Here is a 15935-nt window from a genome sequence, read left to right as displayed (position 1 = left end):
GTCAGCGCGCCGGGATCAGGACCTCGCGGCGGGACCGACGCACCCGGCGAACCGCGTCGGTGGTGAAGATCAGCAGCGCCAGCCAGATCAGCGCGAATCCCGCCCACCGCGTGCCGGGCATGTCCTCGTGCAGCACCGCGACCCCCCACAGCATCTGCAGCGACGGGGTCAGGTACTGGATGATCCCGAGGGCCACCAGCGGCACCCGCTTGGCGGCCGCACCGAACAGCAGCAGGGGCGCCGCCGTCACCACGCCCGCGGCCATCAGGAGCAGCGTATGGCCGGCGCCGTTGCCGACGAACGTGCCCGTCCCGGTGACGGAGAGGAAGACCAGGTACCCGATCGCGAACGGCGCCGTCACGACGCCCTCGGCGGTGAGGCTGGTCACCGGGTCGAGCGGGACCACCTTCTTGAGCAGCGCGTAGGCGCCGAAGCTCATGGCCAGGACGAGGGCGATCCACGGCGGCCTGCCGTAGTCGAGGGTGAGCACCAGCACCGCGACCGCCGCGAGTGCCAGCGCGGCCGCCTGCCACCGGTTGACCCGCTCCCGGAAGACGATCATCCCGAGCAGCACGCTGACGAGTGGATTGACGAAGTACCCGAGCGCGGTCTCGACCACCCGCCCCGACAGGACGCCGTAGATGTAGGTGCCCCAGTTGACCGAGATCATCAGCGCGGCCGCCGCCACGATCACGGTTGCCTTCGGGGTGAGGGTGCGCAGTCGCGACAGCCTGCGCAGCAGCGCGCCGATCGTCAGCATCACCAGCAGCGTCCACAGCATGCGGTGCGCCAGGATCTCGACCGCACCCGCCGGGGCCAGCAGCCCGAAGAAGATCGGGAACATCCCCCACATCAGGTGCGCCCCGACTGCCGCCGCGACCCCGAGTTCGCCGTCCGATCTGGGCGAGGGGCTCACCGGGCCGGAACCTCACCGTCGTCAGGGCCGGGCCGAACCACCTCGACGTGCTCGGGCAGCAACGGGACCACCGCGAACCGTCCGTGGACGGCGTCCGCAGGCAGCGCCTCGACCGCCCGGACGCCCGGCTTGGACGCCAGGGCGCGGAGTTGCGCGAGGTCGCCGCGCACGGTCATCCCGACCACGCAGGCGCACCCGTCCGCCAGGCGTCCGGCCGACACCGCATCGATGCGGGCCTGCCGGTCCCACTCCCCCGCCGAGCCCTGCAGTCGGCCTGCCGCGACCAGCGGGGAGCGGCGCACCGCCGCCTCGTCCGCGGGCACGTCCACGACGATCAGCTGCGTCTGCACCCGTTCGATCGGCACCTGGAACAGCACCTGCGAGATCCGGACGCCGCCTGCGAGGCGGTACGCCTGATCCACTGTCGCCTCGGGACCGAGCGAGACCAACGCCCAGTGCTGATCGGTGTCGGACCCGGCGACCGAGCTGGCCGCTCGATCGAGGTAGTCCGCGACGGCCTCGCCGTTGTCGGGACCGAGCCGGTCGGTCGCGATCGGCGTCGGCCGCGGCGGGTTGGCGAGGCCGAGCACCACGACCAGCACCGCCAGGGCGAGAGCACAGCAGATCGCCGTGACCGCCCCGGCCCGGTCACGCACTCCTGAGGACCTCGAGGGCGTATTGCAGGTCCTTCGGGTAGTCGCTGGTGATCTCCATCCAGCGACCGTCCGCCGGATGCGCGAACCCGAGCGAGCGGGCGTGCAGCCACTGCCGTTCGAGGCCGAGCCGCTCCGCGAGGCGGGGGTCGGCGCCGTAGGTCAGGTCACCGCAGCAGGGGTGCCGGAGCGCCGCGAAGTGCACCCGGATCTGGTGCGTGCGCCCGGTCTCCAGGTGGATGTCGAGCAGGCTGGCGGCCTGGAACGCCTCCACCGTGTCGTAGTGCGTGATGCTGGGCTTGCCGTCCGCGGTGACCGCGAACTTCCAGTCGTTGCTTCGGTGCCGTCCGATCGGGGCGTCGATCGTGCCGCTGCTCGGGTCGGGGTGGCCCTGGACGAGGGCGTGGTACCGCTTGTCGATGGTGCGCTGCTTGAACGCGCGCTTGAGCAGCGTGTACGCGCGCTCGCTGGTCGCGACCACCATCACCCCGGAGGTGCCGACGTCGAGCCGGTGCACGATGCCCTGCCGCTCGTGCGCGCCGGAGGTGGAGATGCGGAAGCCCGCCGCGGCGAGCCCGCCGATGACCGTCGGCCCGGTCCACCCGACACTGGCGTGCGCGGCGACGCCGACCGGCTTGTCCACCACCACGACATCGTCGTCCGAGTACAGGATCGCCATGCCCTCGACCGGCTGCGCCTCCACCGTCAGCGGCCGTGCCGGCTCGGGCAGTTCGACCTCGAGCCAGGCGCCTGCGGGCAGCCGGTCCGACTTGCCCACCGCGGTGCCGTCGAGCAGGACCGCGCCCTCGTCGGTGAGTGCGGCGACCGCGGTCCGCGACAGGCCGAGCAGTCGGGCCAGGCCGGCATCGACGCGCATGCCCTCGAGCCCGTCCGGGACGGGCATCGACCGTGTCTCCCTCATGCGCCCGTCGCCTTACCGGCATCGGCGCCCGAGGGTGCGGCGGCCTCGGACTCCGAGCCCGCCCTTGTCCCGTCCGGTTCGAACCCGAACAGGGTGAGCGCGACCAGCAGGATGGCGCCGCAGACGATCGCCGAGTCCGCGACGTTGAACACCGGCCACCAGCCGACCGACACGAAGTCGACGACGTGGCCCTGCAGCGGGCCAGGGGCGCGGAAGATCCGGTCGATCAGGTTTCCGAGCGCGCCGCCGAGCACCAGGCCGAGGCCGAGCGCCCACCACGGCGACCGCAGCGTCCTGCCGATCTTGATGACGCCGATCACCACGCCGATCGCGACCAGGGTCAGCACCCAGGTCATCCCGGTGGCCATCGAGAAAGCGGCACCGGGGTTGCGGACCAGGGTCAGCGTCACCACGTCGCCGATCAGGCTGATCGGGTCACCGGGCTTGATGTGCCGCACCGCGAGGATCTTGGTGACCAGGTCCAGTCCCAGGATCAGCGCCGCGATCGCGACCAGCATCGGCATCCTCAGTGGCGCCTGCGCGGCTGCCACCTCGGTTCCACCTCCCGTTGCCTCGTTCGCCCCGGCGTCGGGGTTGTCCGCATTTTCCGCTTCACTCACCCCGCCATCATCCCTTACCGCGGCACGCCGGGCCCCACCACACCCAACCGTGGCTAACCTGGTCGGGTGCCTGTGTTCTCTGGACGGACCGCCCTGGTCGCCGCAACCCTCGCCCTCACCTCCCTGGTCTCCGCGTGCGGGTCCGGCGGTGATGCCGGCCCCACCGACATCGCGACCGCGTCCGCGACCGAGGTCACCGTCCCGGTCTCGGCGGTCACGGCCACCGTCCTCGATCCGGGCGCCGAGCCGCGTCAGCGGGTCACCGTGCACCCGCCGATCGGTTCCGAGCAGCACGCCACGCTGACCACCAGTTCGCAGGTCTACCAGCAGATCGACGATCAGCCGCAGCAGGACTTCTCGACGCCGGAGCTGCGCACCCCGCTCACCGCGACCGTGCGCGGCGAGCAGTCCGATCCGGCGGTCCAGGTGGACCTGACCCTCGGCTCGATCGGCACCCCGGATCCGCGGCTGTCCGACGCGCTGAAGGAGTCGGAGGGCTCGAGCGCGGGCCTCACCGTCACGCCGACCGGGGCCATCACCTCGCTCCGGATCACCCCCGACCCCGAGTCGCGGGACATCGCGCGTTCCGCCGTCGAGCAGGCCTTCTACCAGTCCGTCTATCGCACGGTGTCGTTCCCGGACGCGGAGATCGGGATCGGGGCGGTCTGGACGCTCCGGCAGCAGGTCATGAGTGGGATCGCGCTCGACCAGGTGACGACCGCGACCCTGCGTGAGCGGGACGGGGACCGGCTCACCGTCGACGTCTCGGTGACGCAGACGCCCGAGTCGCCCGTGTGGGATCTGCCGGACAAGTCGAGCCGGCTCAACATCGACACGTACGTCATGACGGGAACCGGCACCATGGTCGTCGACCTGAATCAGCCGCTGCCCGTCGGCGGGGACGTCACCGTCGGCGGTCACCAGAGCTACCGCGACCCGAACGGCACCACGACGCTTCGGCAGACCATCACCAACCGCGTGCAGTGGGCGGGTTGATGCGCGCCGCGCGCGCCCTCGTCTGCGCGACGGTCGCACTGCCGCTGCTGGCCGGCTGCGCCGGGTCCGACGGCGGGGAGTCACCCACGTCGTTGCCCCCGCTGCCCGCCCGGGCCACCGCCGCGGCGACGGCAGGAGCGGGCCCGATCACCGACCCGGCCCGACTGAAGGCGGCCCTGCTCACCACCACCGACCTACCGACCGGCTTTGCGCCCCTTGCGGATCCGGTGCAGGACCTTGGCCTGCCGCCCGCTCCCGAGTACGACGCCGCCGACCGGTCGAGCACCGATCCGCAGGCGTGTGCGGCCGTGCTGCGCGAGGTGGCGGACCAGGCGCCCGGTTCGACGGCGCGCGCGGTGGCGCGATTCGGCGGTCCCGACTTCACCAGCATCGACATCGACGCCGCGAGCTACCCGGACGGCGGAGCCGCGGCGGCGCTGAACCGCGTCCAGGACACCCTCTCCGGGTGCACCGAGTACCGGGGCACGGACGCAGACGGTTTCGAGGTGCAGTACCGCCTCGGCGGCCTCGATCAGCCCGCGGTTGGCGACGCCTCGGTCGCGGTCCGGCTGCTGACGTCCAGCGACGGGGTGACGATGACCTCGGACGTGATCATCGCCCAGGTCGGCTCGACCCTCGTGCAGCTCGTGGCATCCGGTCAGCAGCCGATCGGCCAGGACCTGCTCACGCGGCTGGCGCGCACCGCGGCGGACCGGGTCGGCGCGGCCGCTCCCGTCTGAAACGCCGAATGCCGGCACCCCTTGCGGGGCACCGGCATTCGGTCGGGTTCGTGCTGAGCGTCAGACGCAGGCAGGCGAGGTGAGGTTCGCCAGCTTGACGATGTTGCAGGCGTACTCCTTCGACAGCTTCCACTGGCCGTTCTCGACCACGAAGCCGGCGGTGCCGGCGCTGACCTGGCCGCCGATGTCCATGTTGACGGTGGCGGTGAGGGTGCCGTCGCCGTTGTCGAGGATCGGGTCGACGACGGTCACGGTGGCGTTGGACTGCTTGGCGGCCGCGGCCACCGCGTCGAACAGGCCCGGGTCCGACTCGCCGTCCTGGACGAGGGTGACCTTCTCGGCGGCCGGGGTGGCCGGGTCGAGGCCCTTGACCAGCATCGCGTTCAGCTCGACCGCGGAGGGCGCGGGCGGGTAATCGATTCCATCGTTCGCGGCGGCGGTGGTGGTGGCCTTGGCGGTCGAGGTCTTGTCGGCCGTGTTGGTGTCGTCACCACAGGCGGCGAGCGAGAGGGCGGCCGCCACGGCGACACCGGCGATGAGGGTCTTGCGGAGCATCAATGCATTTCCTTTTCTCGGGTGAACATGTTCTCGGTGCTCGTTGGTGGTCAGAGCGATTCAGCGGTTGCGTCCACTATGGCATCCACCGAAGTCTGTCTGTGACAGTAGTCAACACCATAAAAATAAGGTGATCCTTAATGAAGGCTCGCCTCGGGGTCGGCGCGGGCAAGTCCGTCGTCGTCCTCGGCAAAGGTACGCGCGAGGCCCGGCCCGGTCGAGCGGGTCTCGAAACGAACCGTGACCACGCCATGTCCGCAGCCCTGCACCCATCCGTGACCGAACTCACGGTGCGCGACGTCCTGACCGGGACGCCAGCGCGCCGCGTCCGCGACCGCGACCACCGGCGCGGGCGCCACCTCCGGTCGCTCCACTTCTGTGACGAGCATCACATCGCCCTGGTCCAGGTCGGGGAACAGCGAGCCCTGCCGAACGGAGGTGAGCCCCCCGAGCGAGACCCCGACCAGTCGTACCGGGCCGAGCTCGAGCGGATCGATCACCTGCCGCTGCGCGGTGGCCACGAGCGTCTGCAGGTCCGTCGTCGCGTACGGCAGGGTGGCCGACCGGGTGACGATGCCCATGTCGGACTTCTTCAGCTTCAACACCACCGTCCTTGCGGCGCGGCCGTCGCCGAGCAGCCTGGCGTGCGCGGCCGCTCCCGTGCGTTCGACCGCCGACCTCAGCTGCTCCATGGTCACCAGGTCGGCGGCGAACGTGGTCTCGGCGCTCACCTGCTTGGCGTCGGCGCGCTCGGCCACCGGGCGGTCGTCGATCCCCTGCGCCAGGCGGTGCAGGCTCGGCCCCAGCGTCGCGCCGAGCACCGAGACGACCTCGGTCGACGAGGTGGCGGCCAGCCCGCCGATGGTCTCGATCCCGAGCCTGCGCAGCTTCTCGTCCGCGACCGGGCCGATCCCCCACAGCTTCCGGACGGGCAGCGCCTCGAACAGCCCGCGCTGCTCGTCCGGGGTGACCACCCGGACCCCGTCCGGTTTCGCGAGTCCGGAGGCGATCTTGGCGATCTGTTTGCCCGACCCGGCGCCGATCGACGCCACCAGCCCGGTCCGCTCCCGGATCAGCGCACGCAACTCCTCCGCGAACACGCGCACCGCCTCCGCGTCGGCACCGACCAGCTCGGGTGGCTCACCGAACGCCTCGTCCATGGAGATCATCTCGAGCACCGGTATCCGGGTGCGCAGGGCATCGAAGACCGTCTTGCTGAGCATCGAGTAGAGGCCGCCGCGCGGGGGCAGCACCACCGCGCCCGCGCCGACCATGCGCCTGGCCTGGTGCATCGGCATCGCCGACCGCGCCCCGTAGGCGCGCGCCTCGTAGCTGGCGCCCGCGACCACCCCGCGCCCGCCCAGCCCGCCGACGAGCACCGGTCGCCCACGCAGCGTCGGCCGGGTGAGCTGCTCGACGGAGGCGAAGAACGCGTCCATGTCGAGGTGCAGCACCCAGCGCCGCGAGGTGGACGGTCGCGTCATCTGGCCTTGGGTTTCTTCTTCTTCGGCACAGGCAGGACATCGGCTGTGCGCTGGATGAACTCGTGCAGCCAGTCGGTGTCGTCGAGCCGCTCTTGCGGGATCGCGAGGTGGTCCTTCGCACCCGGATACGGCGGGGCCAGCGACACCGCGTCGAGATAGTCGTCCGACACCCCGCTCGGTTTGACGAAGACGGTGTCGTCACAGATCAACGCGACCATCTTCTCGTCGCAGTACAACCCGTACTCGCCGAACATCGCGCGGGCGCGCACGTCCAGAGGCTCGAGCTGCCCGAGGACGTGCGCGACCGTCTCCTTACTGGTGCTCATGGGTGGGAAGTTACGCCGGTACCCCGACAAGGGGCACCGACACTCCTCACGCCTTGGTGATCACGACCCGGACGCCCTCGCCGAGATCGACGGCGTCGGGGCCGCCGGCCTCGCCGAGCTCGAGGCTGGTCGCGAGGATCTCCCCCGCGATCAGCTCACGGTGCCTGGCCGCCCAGTCGAGCCGGTCCTCGGGCACCTGCAGCGTGACGACGATCCGGTCCGAGACCTCGAGGCCTGCCGCGCGGCGGGCGTCCTGCAGCTCGCGGATGCGGTCCTTCGCCCAGCCCTCGGCCTCCAGCTCCTCGGTGACCGCCGAGTCGAGGACCACCAGGCCCGCGTTCTCCGGCAGGGCCGCGGTGGACTCGGGCTCCGCCGCGACCAGGCGCTGGGTGTACTCGGACGGGAGCAGCGCGATGCCTGCGGCCGTCACGACCCCGTCGACCTCCGACCAGTCCCCCGCCTTGACCGCCTTGATGACCGTCTGCACGTCCTTGCCCAGACGGGGGCCCGCGGCCCGCGCGTTGACGACGAGCTCGAACTTGCCGTGGACGTCCACGTCCTCGGTCAGGTCCACCTTCTTGACGTTGACCTCGTCGGCGATGATGCCGAGGAACGGGCGCAACCGTTCCGCGTCCTCGGCCGCAACGGTCACCTCGGGCAGCGGCAGGCGTACCCGCAGGTTCTGCGCCTTGCGCAGGCCGAGCACGGTCGAGCAGACCGAGCGGACCTCGTCCATCGCGCTGACCAGCTCGGGATCCGACGGCAGATCGGTGGCAGCCGGCCAGTCCGTCAGGTGCACCGAGCGCCCGCCGGTGAGCCCCCGCCAGATGACCTCGGTCACCAGCGGCAGCAGCGGCGCCGCGAGGCGGGTCACGACCTCGAGCACGGTGTGCAGGGTGTCGATGGCGTCGCGGTCCTCGTCCCAGAACCGCGTCCTCGACCGGCGCACGTACCAGTTGGTGAGCGCGTCGCAGAAGGTCCGCAGCTCGTCGCAGGCACCCGCGATGTCGTTGACCTCGAGCGCCTCGGTGATCGCGTCACGGGTGCCCGACAGCTTCGCCAGGATGTACTTGTCGAGCACGTTCGGCGAATCGGTGCGCCACTGTCCAGGCTTGCCCGCATACAGCTGCAGGAAGCTCCACGCGTTCCACAGCGGCATCAGGGCCTGCCGGGAGCCCTCGCGGATGCCCTGCTCGGTGACGACCAGGTTGCCGCCGCGCAGGATCGGCGAGGACATCAGGAACCACCGCATGGCGTCCGAGCCGTCCCGGTCGAACACCTCGTTGACGTCGGGGTAGTTGCCCTTGGACTTGCTCATCTTCAGGCCGTCGTCGCCGAGGACGATGCCGTGGGCGGCGACGGTCTTGAACGCCGGGCGATCGAAGAGCGCGGTGGCCAGCACGTGCAGGGTGTAGAACCAGCCACGGGTCTGGCCGTTGTACTCGACGATGAAGTCGCCGGGGTTGTGGCCTTCCACGACGGCGGTGCCGTCAGTCGACTCAGCGTTGCCGCCGTCGAACCAGTCCTTGTTCTCGAACGGGTAGTGCACCTGTGCGTACGGCATGGAGCCGGACTCGAACCAGCAGTCCAGCACCTCGGGGACGCGACGCATCATCGACTTGCCGGTCGGGTCGTCCGGGTTCGGACGGACCAGATCGTCGATCATCGGCCGGTGCAGGTCGGTCGGCCGCACGCCGAAGTCGGCCTCCAGCTGGTCGAGGGAGCCGTACACGTCCATCCGCGGGTACGCCGGATCGTCCGACATCCAGACCGGGATCGGGCTCCCCCAGTACCGGTTCCTGCTGATATTCCAGTCGCGCGCGCCCTCGAGCCACTTGCCGAACTGCCCGTCACGGATGTGCTCGGGCACCCAGGTGATCTCCTGGTTCAGCTCGACCATCCGGTCCCGGAACTTGGTCACGGCGACGAACCACGAGGGCACCGCCATGTAGATCAGCGGCTGGCCGCTGCGCCAGCTGTGCGGGTACGAGTGCTCGATTGTCTCGTGCCGCAGCAGCTTGCCCGCCGCCTTGAGATCCTTGGCGATGACCGGGTTGGCATCGAAGACCTGCAGGCCCTCGTACGGCGGCACCATCGCGGTGAACTTGCCGCCCGCGTCGAGCGGCTGCACGATCTCGATGCCGTTGGCCGTCGCGCAGTCCATGTCCTCCTCACCGAAAGCCGGTGCGAGGTGGACGATTCCGGTACCGGAGTCGGTGGTGACGTAGTCGGCGGCAAGCGTGCGGTGCGCGTTGGCGTGACCCTTGTCGGGTCCGTGGAAGAAGTCGAACGGCGGCTCGTAGGACAGCCCGACCAGCTCGGCGCCCTTGTGCTCGGAGAGCACGGCAGGCTCCTCGCCGAGTTCGCGGGCGTAGTGCGCCACGCGGTCCTTGGCGAGCACGTACCGCTTGCCGTCCTTGCCCTCGACCTGGACGTAGTCGATCTCGGGATGCACGGCGATCGCCAGGTTGGACGGCAGGGTCCACGGCGTCGTGGTCCAGATCAGCGCGTTCGCGCCGTCGAGCGGCGAGCCGGGCGCCACGAGCGGCATGTCGACCGTGACCGCCGGATCCTGACGCATCTTGTACGCGTCGTCGAGCTTGGTCTCCTGGTTCGACAGCGGGGTCTGCTCGTACCAGCTGTACGGCAGCACCCGGAAGCCCTGGTAGATCAGCCCCTTGTCGTAGAGCTCCTTGAACGCCCACATGACCGACTCCATGAAGTCCAGGTCGAGCGTCTTGTAGTCGTTGTCGAAGTCGACCCAGCGCGCCTGGCGGGTGACGTACTCGCGCCACTCGTCGGTGTAGCGCAGCACCGAGGACTTGCAGGCGGCATTGAACTCCGCCAGGCCCATCTCCTCGATCTCGGACTTGTCCTTGATGCCGAGCTGCTTCTCGGCCTCGAGCTCGGCTGGCAGCCCGTGGCAGTCCCAGCCGAACCGGCGCTCGACCTTCTTGCCGCGCATCGTCTGGAAGCGCGGGATGAGGTCCTTGACGTACCCGGTGAGCAGGTGGCCGTAGTGCGGCAGGCCGTTGGCGAACGGCGGGCCGTCGTAGAAGACGAACTCGGGCGCATCGGCCCGGTTGGCGATGGAGGCGCGGAACGTGTCGTCCGAGGCCCACTCGGCGAGCACCCGCTGCTCGAGCTCGGGGAAACGCACGTTCGTGTTGGCCTTGCCGCCGCCGAGATCAACTCGCGGATAGCCGGCGCCCGTCTGGTCGGATCCGTTGCCGGTCGAGTTGTTCGTCAACCCAGTACTCCCTCGTGCCGTGTCTGGCACGGGGACGACGGCAGCGCCTCTGCGCTGCGACCGCGGTACCACCCCGCTTGCCAGGACGCGGCAGCGCCGCCGTCCTGACCTCTCGTGCTGGGCTGTGACGGGCCCACCCGTTCGGTTCTACTGAGCGACTCGTCCTTGTCGAACGAGCGCCGTTCTTCCGAAGGCTCCCCGGTGATGGCCGGATCAGCGCCACATACTGACTGCGATTCTAGTCGCCGGCGTCAAATCGCCGGTCCGACGACTCCCGGCTCGCGTCGGCCCGCCTGCCCGGTGGCGTTGCCCCCGGTTCGGACGTGTCCGGTGCGGTGTTGCCGCGTAGTGAACTCACCAGCAGCAACACCGCACCGATCACGCAGACCACGATGCATCCCCATGCCCACACGACCGATCCGGTCATCAGGGCTATCACCAGCAGCGCGAACCCAACCGCTGCCATTACGAGCGTCAGGACCAGCACGGCATACCCCTGGGTGAGCTTGCAGGACGGCCGACGGGCACTACCGAACTAGTTGTTGCCCTTGGCGAACGTCTGGCTCAGGCCGGGCTTGGCAGCCTCGCCCCCGAAAGCCTCCTGGCCACCGTCAACGGGGACCGCGGAACCGCGCTGCTCGAGCTCCTCGAGCTGCGACTCCAGGTAGGACTTCAGCCGCACCCGGTACTCGCGCTCGAACGTCTTGAGCTGCTCGATCCGACCCTCCAGCACGCTGCGCTGCTGGTTGATGGTGGCCATGATCTCGGTGTGCTTGCGCTCGGCGTCGGCCTGCAGCGCGTCCGCCTTCTCCTTGGCCTGACGAAGCTGCGTCTCGGAACGCGTCTGGGCGTCGGAGAGCAGTGCCTCGGACTTCTGCCTTGCGTCGGAGATCATCGCCTCGGAGCGGGTCCGCGCATCGCTGACCAGCTGCTCGGAGTTGGTCCTGGCCGTGGTGACCAGCTGCTCCGACTCCGTCTTCGCGTCGCCGGTCAGGCGGTCCGCCATCTCCTGGGCGAGGCCCAGGATCTTCGCGGCCTGCAGGTTTGCCTCTTCGGTGTTGCCCGGACGGGCGGCGGGAGCCGCGGGCGCGGGGGCCGCGACCGGGGCGACCGGAGCGACGGGCTTGGGCGGCTCGACAACCCGAACGGGCTCAGGAGCGGCACCTGCCTGCCGAGGAGCCTTCTTCGCATCCGCGAGCTCCTGATCGAGCTCACCCACGCGCTGGCGGAGATCCGCGTTCTCCTCGATCAGTCGCGAGAGCTCCTGCTCGACGAGGTCGAGAAACGCATCTACCTCGTCTTCGTTGTAGCCCCGCTTGCCGATTGGCGGCTTGCTGAACGCGACATTGTGCACATCAGCTGGTGTCAGCGGCATGGAAGGATCCCTTCACGCGTCTGTTGGCGGTCGAGCAAGCATTCAGTTATAGCGCATACAGCGGGAAACCAAGGAATCCGGCTGTAACTGGCGTCCATTCTGTCACACCAGACCCGTAGGTCGCGCCACGACTCAAGCATCGACATCACGCGGCCAGTCCTTGAACGACCGACATCAAGATGAAGACGATGAACAGCAAGACCATGATTGATAGGTCCAACCGAACCCCGCCGAGATTTATCGACGGAATTAGCCGCCGGAGCAGCTTGATCGGTGGATCTGTGACCGTAAATATCGCTTCGAGAATGACCACCACAATGCCGGTGGGTCGCCAATCGCGAGCGAATGTCCGGATGAACTCGACGATGATCCGTCCGATGAGCAACAACCAAAAGACGAAGAGCAGGAAGTAGATCACCGCGAACAAGGGCACTCCATCACTTTGCCTGACTCGGCCGGACCAATCAAAACGAGATCGGCCCGCACCAGCCTCAGGGCATCCGGTCGGGCCAGCCTACTTCCGGCCCGCCCGGACCGCCTATTTCTGGTTGTAGAAGCCGGTTTCGGCGATCCGACGCCGCTCCTCGGCGGACACGTCGATATCGGCAGGTGAGAGGAGAAACACTTTTGTGGCCACCTTGTCGAAGGAGCCGCGCAGCGCGAACGCCAAGCCGGCCGCGAAGTCGACGAGCCGCTTGGCGTCGGCGTTGCTCATCTCCACCAGGTCCATGATGACCGGGGTGCCGTCACGGAAGCGCTCGCCGATGATGCGGGCCTCGCCGTAGTCGCGGGGGCGGAGTGTGGTGATCTTGGACAGCGGTCCGCCCTCGTCGAAGATGGGCGCGCGTCGGCTCTCGATGCGCGGCTGGGTGTCGACCGCGAGCGCGCCGCGGGTCGCGGGCGGGCGGGCTCCGACGGGAGCACCGGGACGGGCGCTGCGCGCGGGCAGCGGCTCCATCCGACGGGGCGCGGCCGGCCGGTCGAGCTCGTCGAGCTCGTCGCGGGGCACGTAGCCGGCGTCGTCGTACTCACGGTCCAGTTCACCCTCGTAACGTCCACCGCGGGGTGCGCGACGCGGCTCCTCGAGGTAATCGTCTTCGTAATCCTCGAGAGGGACCATGCCGAAGTAAGCCTTGAACTTGTGCAGAGTGCTCATCGTCGACCTTCCTTGGCGCGGCGGACAATCGGGCGGTGCGCCGATCAGTTCGAGGCTATCGGCCGGGAACCCAACAGTGCGGTTCCGACACGCACGCAGGTGGAACCGTACCGCACGGCGACCTCGAGGTCGCCGGTCATCCCCGCCGACAATTGTGTCGCCGCGGGATGGCTGCGCAACAGGTTCGCGTGCACGGCCTGGAGCTCCGCGAACGCCCGCTCCGGATCGGACCCGAGCGGAGGAACAGCCATCAGCCCCGAAAGCTCAAGCCCGGCGGCCGATTCGGCACGGTCAGCCAGCTCGGGCAGCTCGTCGATCGGAACGCCACCCCGAAGCGGGTCGCCGTCCAGACTGACCTGGAGCAGCACCCGCAGCGACTGCTCCCTGCCGCCCTCCGCCAGCGCGACGGTCGCGGCCTTCGCGAGGGCATCGACCAGCCTCGGGCTGTCCACCGAGTGAATTGCGTACGCCCACTGCGCGATCGAGCGGGCCTTGTTCCGCTGCACGCTGCCGATCATGTGCCACCGGACGTCGGCGGTGAGCGCGCCGAACTCCGCGACCTTCGAGGCGGCCTCCTGCTCGCGCGACTCGCCGAACTCGCGACAGCCGAGCCCGTACAGGATCGCGACGTCCGAGGCCGGGAAGAACTTGGTCACCGGCAGCAACTGGACGTCGTCCGGGTTGCGGCCCGCGGCCAGGCAGGCCCGCCCCAGCCGATCGCCGACCTCGGTCAGTGCGGCCGCGATCTCGGCTGCCCGCGGCGACGGCGCCTCATTCACCGCGCGTCGACTCCATCCAGATCACACCCGCCAGCCGCCCGGTCGGGGCTCCCCGACGATGACTGAACAGGGCGCGGTCCTCGATCGTGCAGCGCGGATCCTCCGCGACCCCGGACACGCCCGCCTGCAGCAGCTGGCGGCGCAGTCCGGCCCGCAGGTCGATCCCCGGGGTGCCCCGCACCGTCGTGGTCGCGCTGCCCGGCAGGTGCTTCTCGACGTCCGCACGCATCGCCGCGGGTACCTCGTACTGGCGGCCGCTCGCGGCGGGACCGAGGAAGGCGCCGATCCGTTCGACCGCTGCGCCTTTCGACACCATCACGTCCAGCACCCGCGGCACGATCCCGATCCGGGCACCGACCCGGCCCGCGTGCACCGCGGCGATCACCCCGGCCTGGTCGTCCGAGAGCAGCAGCGGCACGCAGTCCGCGGACAGCGTCACCAACGCCAGATCGGGCACGTCCGTGACCAGCGCATCGGTCGCCTCGACGACACCGTCGACGGGGCCGTCCACCACCGTGACGTTTCGACTGTGGATCTGCTCCATGAAGACCAACCGCTCGAACGGCAATCCGATGCCGTCCGCGAGCCGGCGCCGGTTCGCGGCGACCGCGGCCGGGTCGTCGCCGACGTGGTCGCCGAGATTGAAGGAGTCATACGGGGGCGCCGAGACGCCCCCGGTTCGAGAGGTGACGACCCGACGAACCCGGAATCCGCCCGTCACCGACGCATGAAGGAGGGCACGTCGACCTCGTCCTCGCCCTCCTCGTCGGCGACCGGGACCGCGCGGGCCGGGGAACCGACGGGAATCGGGGGCAGGGTCGAGCCGGAAGTCGGTCGTGCCTCACGGGTTTCGCGGCTCTGGGCAACCGGCGCGGGCTCGGGCGCCTGATGCTGGGGCGGCCGACCGATCTCGCCCGCGCGGCCTGCTCCGATCGCGCCGTTACCCGCAGGAGCGGCGGCGGCCGGCTCGACCGGGCGACGCGTCGGCGTCCCACCGTCGAAGCCCGCCGCGATGACCGTCACCCGGACCTCGTCGCCGAGCGAATCGTCGATGACCGTGCCGAAGATGATGTTGGCATCGATGTGTGCGGCTTCCTGCACCAGCGAGGCGGCCTCGTTGATCTCGAACAGACCGAGGTCGGACCCGCCCGCGATCGAGAGCAGCACTCCCCTCGCACCCTCCATCGAGGCCTCGAGCAGCGGCGAGTTGATCGCGGACTCGGCGGCCTTGATCGCCCGGCCCTCGCCGCGCGAGGAACCGATGCCCATCAGGGCGCTGCCCGCGCCCGACATGACGCCCTTGACGTCGGCAAAGTCGACGTTGATCAGACCCGGGGTGGTGATCAGGTCGGTGATGCCCTGAACGCCGTTGAGCAGGACCTCGTCCGCGGAACGGAACGCGTCCATCAGGCTGACCGCGGCGTCACCGAGCTGGAGCAGCCGGTCGTTGGGGATGACGATGAGGGTGTCGCAGGACTCGCGCAGCGCCTGGATGCCGCTGTCCGCCTGGCCGCCGCGCCGCTTGCCCTCGAAAGAGAACGGACGGGTTACCACGCCGACGGTCAGGGCGCCGAGCTTGCGCGCGATGCTGGCGACGACGGGCGCGCCGCCGGTGCCGGTGCCACCGCCCTCGCCCGCGGTGACGAAGACCATGTCGGCGCCCTTGAGCACCTCTTCGATCTCGTCCTTGTGGTCCTCGGCGGCCTTGCGACCCACCTCGGGATCGGCTCCTGCGCCGAGACCGCGGGTGAGCTCACGGCCGACGTCCAGCTTGACGTCGGCGTCGCTCATCAGCAGCGCCTGGGCGTCGGTGTTGACGGCGATGAACTCGACTCCCTTGAGTCCCTGCTCGATCATGCGGTTGACCGCATTTACGCCGCCGCCGCCGATGCCGACGACCTTGATAACGGCGAGGTAGTTGTGCGGGGGCGTCATGGGCTCTCGCCTTCCGTGTGTGTGAACGCGCTCGGGGTGATGCTCGAAATACTGAAAATGCGTCTTGCTGGTGGGGCCGATGTTGCTGGTGATGCAATACTTCTTGGGCAAACCCTAAACCTCAACCATAGGCTTAGAGTTATGTCAAGTAGCTGACTGAAACGAAACGCTATGCACGACAGGTCCGATCCGCCAGCAGGCGCGCCGACGGGCGACACGATTTGTCAT

General features: G+C 69.5%; 17 protein-coding genes. 2 read left to right on the top strand and 15 right to left on the bottom strand.

Going from position 1 to position 15935, the window contains the following annotated elements:
• Window position 1 precedes the first annotated feature (1 nt).
• The 4 genes from rarD to lspA are packed head-to-tail and all read right to left on the bottom strand — an operon-like array spanning window position 2 to window position 3015.
• Window positions 2-853, bottom strand: a complete 852-nt coding sequence (gene rarD / locus BR31_RS0118480; protein ID WP_231496565.1) for an EamA family transporter RarD — start codon at window positions 851-853, stop codon at window positions 2-4.
• A gap of 59 nt (window positions 854-912) precedes the next feature.
• Window positions 913-1572, bottom strand: coding sequence for a hypothetical protein (locus BR31_RS0118475; RefSeq protein ID WP_051637551.1), 660 nt, complete (start codon window positions 1570-1572; stop codon window positions 913-915).
• Window positions 1565-2491, bottom strand: coding sequence for an RluA family pseudouridine synthase (locus BR31_RS0118470; protein WP_027502275.1), 927 nt, complete (start codon window positions 2489-2491; stop codon window positions 1565-1567). Before BR31_RS0118470 ends, BR31_RS0118475 begins: the two co-directional genes overlap by 8 nt.
• The gene (lspA, locus tag BR31_RS29190) at window positions 2488-3015 is read right to left on the bottom strand and encodes a signal peptidase II (protein ID WP_037177207.1); all 528 of its coding nucleotides are present in this window, start codon (window positions 3013-3015) and stop codon (window positions 2488-2490) included. Before lspA ends, BR31_RS0118470 begins: the two co-directional genes overlap by 4 nt.
• A 162-nt stretch (window positions 3016-3177) precedes the next feature.
• On the opposite strand from lspA, the gene BR31_RS0118460 reads away from it, so the two are divergent.
• Together BR31_RS0118460 and BR31_RS0118455 are read left to right on the top strand one after the other, a co-directional pair.
• On the top strand, window positions 3178-4107 hold the full coding sequence (locus BR31_RS0118460; protein ID WP_442970226.1) for a hypothetical protein: 930 nt from the start codon (window positions 3178-3180) through the stop codon (window positions 4105-4107).
• Entirely contained in the window at window positions 4107-4847 is a 741-nt protein-coding gene (locus tag BR31_RS0118455) for a sensor domain-containing protein (RefSeq protein WP_231496553.1), read from the top strand. The genes BR31_RS0118460 and BR31_RS0118455 overlap by 1 nt, the downstream gene beginning before the upstream one ends.
• Before the next feature lie 60 nt (window positions 4848-4907).
• Here BR31_RS0118455 and BR31_RS0118450 read toward each other — a convergent pair whose 3' ends face one another.
• The 11 genes from BR31_RS0118450 to ftsZ form a co-directional block, all read right to left on the bottom strand.
• On the bottom strand, window positions 4908-5402 hold the full coding sequence (locus tag BR31_RS0118450; RefSeq protein ID WP_081830568.1) for a WKL family lipoprotein: 495 nt from the start codon (window positions 5400-5402) through the stop codon (window positions 4908-4910).
• Between the two features lie 137 nt (window positions 5403-5539).
• Window positions 5540-6886, bottom strand: coding sequence for a DNA polymerase IV (locus BR31_RS0118445; protein ID WP_156042539.1), 1347 nt, complete (start codon window positions 6884-6886; stop codon window positions 5540-5542).
• The gene (locus BR31_RS0118440; protein ID WP_027502270.1) at window positions 6883-7212 is read right to left on the bottom strand and encodes a TfoX/Sxy family protein; all 330 of its coding nucleotides are present in this window, start codon (window positions 7210-7212) and stop codon (window positions 6883-6885) included. Before BR31_RS0118440 ends, BR31_RS0118445 begins: the two co-directional genes overlap by 4 nt.
• A 46-nt stretch (window positions 7213-7258) precedes the next feature.
• Window positions 7259-10462, bottom strand: coding sequence for an isoleucine--tRNA ligase (gene ileS / locus BR31_RS0118435; protein WP_027502269.1), 3204 nt, complete (start codon window positions 10460-10462; stop codon window positions 7259-7261).
• 238 nt (window positions 10463-10700) lie between these two features.
• Window positions 10701-10949, bottom strand: coding sequence for a DUF3784 domain-containing protein (locus tag BR31_RS0118430; protein WP_027502268.1), 249 nt, complete (start codon window positions 10947-10949; stop codon window positions 10701-10703).
• 48 nt (window positions 10950-10997) lie between these two features.
• Complete coding sequence (gene wag31, locus BR31_RS0118425; protein WP_027502267.1) at window positions 10998-11837, bottom strand: DivIVA-like cell division protein Wag31; 840 nt, start codon at window positions 11835-11837, stop codon at window positions 10998-11000.
• Between the two features lie 145 nt (window positions 11838-11982).
• The gene (locus tag BR31_RS0118420; protein ID WP_027502266.1) at window positions 11983-12270 is read right to left on the bottom strand and encodes a YggT family protein; all 288 of its coding nucleotides are present in this window, start codon (window positions 12268-12270) and stop codon (window positions 11983-11985) included.
• Between the two features lie 105 nt (window positions 12271-12375).
• Window positions 12376-12993, bottom strand: coding sequence for a cell division protein SepF (locus BR31_RS0118415; protein WP_027502265.1), 618 nt, complete (start codon window positions 12991-12993; stop codon window positions 12376-12378).
• A 44-nt stretch (window positions 12994-13037) separates the two neighbouring features.
• Window positions 13038-13772: a YggS family pyridoxal phosphate-dependent enzyme gene (locus BR31_RS0118410; RefSeq protein WP_027502264.1), complete on the bottom strand. Its 735-nt coding sequence runs from the start codon at window positions 13770-13772 to the stop codon at window positions 13038-13040.
• Complete coding sequence (pgeF, locus tag BR31_RS0118405) at window positions 13765-14493, bottom strand: peptidoglycan editing factor PgeF (RefSeq protein ID WP_027502263.1); 729 nt, start codon at window positions 14491-14493, stop codon at window positions 13765-13767. The genes BR31_RS0118410 and pgeF overlap by 8 nt, the downstream gene beginning before the upstream one ends.
• Window positions 14490-15707 carry a cell division protein FtsZ gene (ftsZ, locus tag BR31_RS0118400; protein ID WP_027502262.1) on the bottom strand — a complete coding sequence of 406 codons (1218 nt, stop codon included), beginning with the start codon at window positions 15705-15707 and terminating at the stop codon, window positions 14490-14492. The genes pgeF and ftsZ overlap by 4 nt, the downstream gene beginning before the upstream one ends.
• Between the last annotated feature and the right edge of the window lie 228 nt (window positions 15708-15935).

It is taken from the genome of Rhodococcus sp. UNC363MFTsu5.1, from assembly GCF_000686785.1.
GTDB lineage: Bacteria > Actinomycetota > Actinomycetes > Mycobacteriales > Mycobacteriaceae > Rhodococcus_G > Rhodococcus_G maanshanensis.
The sequence above is the reverse complement of the archived record's forward strand: the minus strand, read 5'-3'. Positions and strand labels throughout refer to the sequence as shown.

Excerpts from the sequence above, each read along its gene's own strand:
- rarD (WP_231496565.1), bottom strand. The coding sequence starts at position 853 with ATGTGGGGGATGTTCCCGATCTTCTTCGGGCTGCTGGCCCCGGCGGGT.
- BR31_RS0118470 (WP_027502275.1), bottom strand. The coding sequence starts at position 2,491 with ATGAGGGAGACACGGTCGATGCCCGTCCCGGACGGGCTCGAGGGCATG.
- lspA (WP_037177207.1), bottom strand. The coding sequence starts at position 3,015 with ATGCCGATGCTGGTCGCGATCGCGGCGCTGATCCTGGGACTGGACCTG.
- BR31_RS0118455 (WP_231496553.1), top strand. The coding sequence starts at position 4,107 with ATGCGCGCCGCGCGCGCCCTCGTCTGCGCGACGGTCGCACTGCCGCTG.
- BR31_RS0118450 (WP_081830568.1), bottom strand. The coding sequence starts at position 5,402 with ATGCTCCGCAAGACCCTCATCGCCGGTGTCGCCGTGGCGGCCGCCCTC.
- BR31_RS0118445 (WP_156042539.1), bottom strand. The coding sequence starts at position 6,886 with ATGACGCGACCGTCCACCTCGCGGCGCTGGGTGCTGCACCTCGACATG.
- BR31_RS0118440 (WP_027502270.1), bottom strand. The coding sequence starts at position 7,212 with ATGAGCACCAGTAAGGAGACGGTCGCGCACGTCCTCGGGCAGCTCGAG.
- wag31 (WP_027502267.1), bottom strand. The coding sequence starts at position 11,837 with ATGCCGCTGACACCAGCTGATGTGCACAATGTCGCGTTCAGCAAGCCG.
- BR31_RS0118415 (WP_027502265.1), bottom strand. The coding sequence starts at position 12,993 with ATGAGCACTCTGCACAAGTTCAAGGCTTACTTCGGCATGGTCCCTCTC.
- ftsZ (WP_027502262.1), bottom strand. The coding sequence starts at position 15,707 with ATGACGCCCCCGCACAACTACCTCGCCGTTATCAAGGTCGTCGGCATC.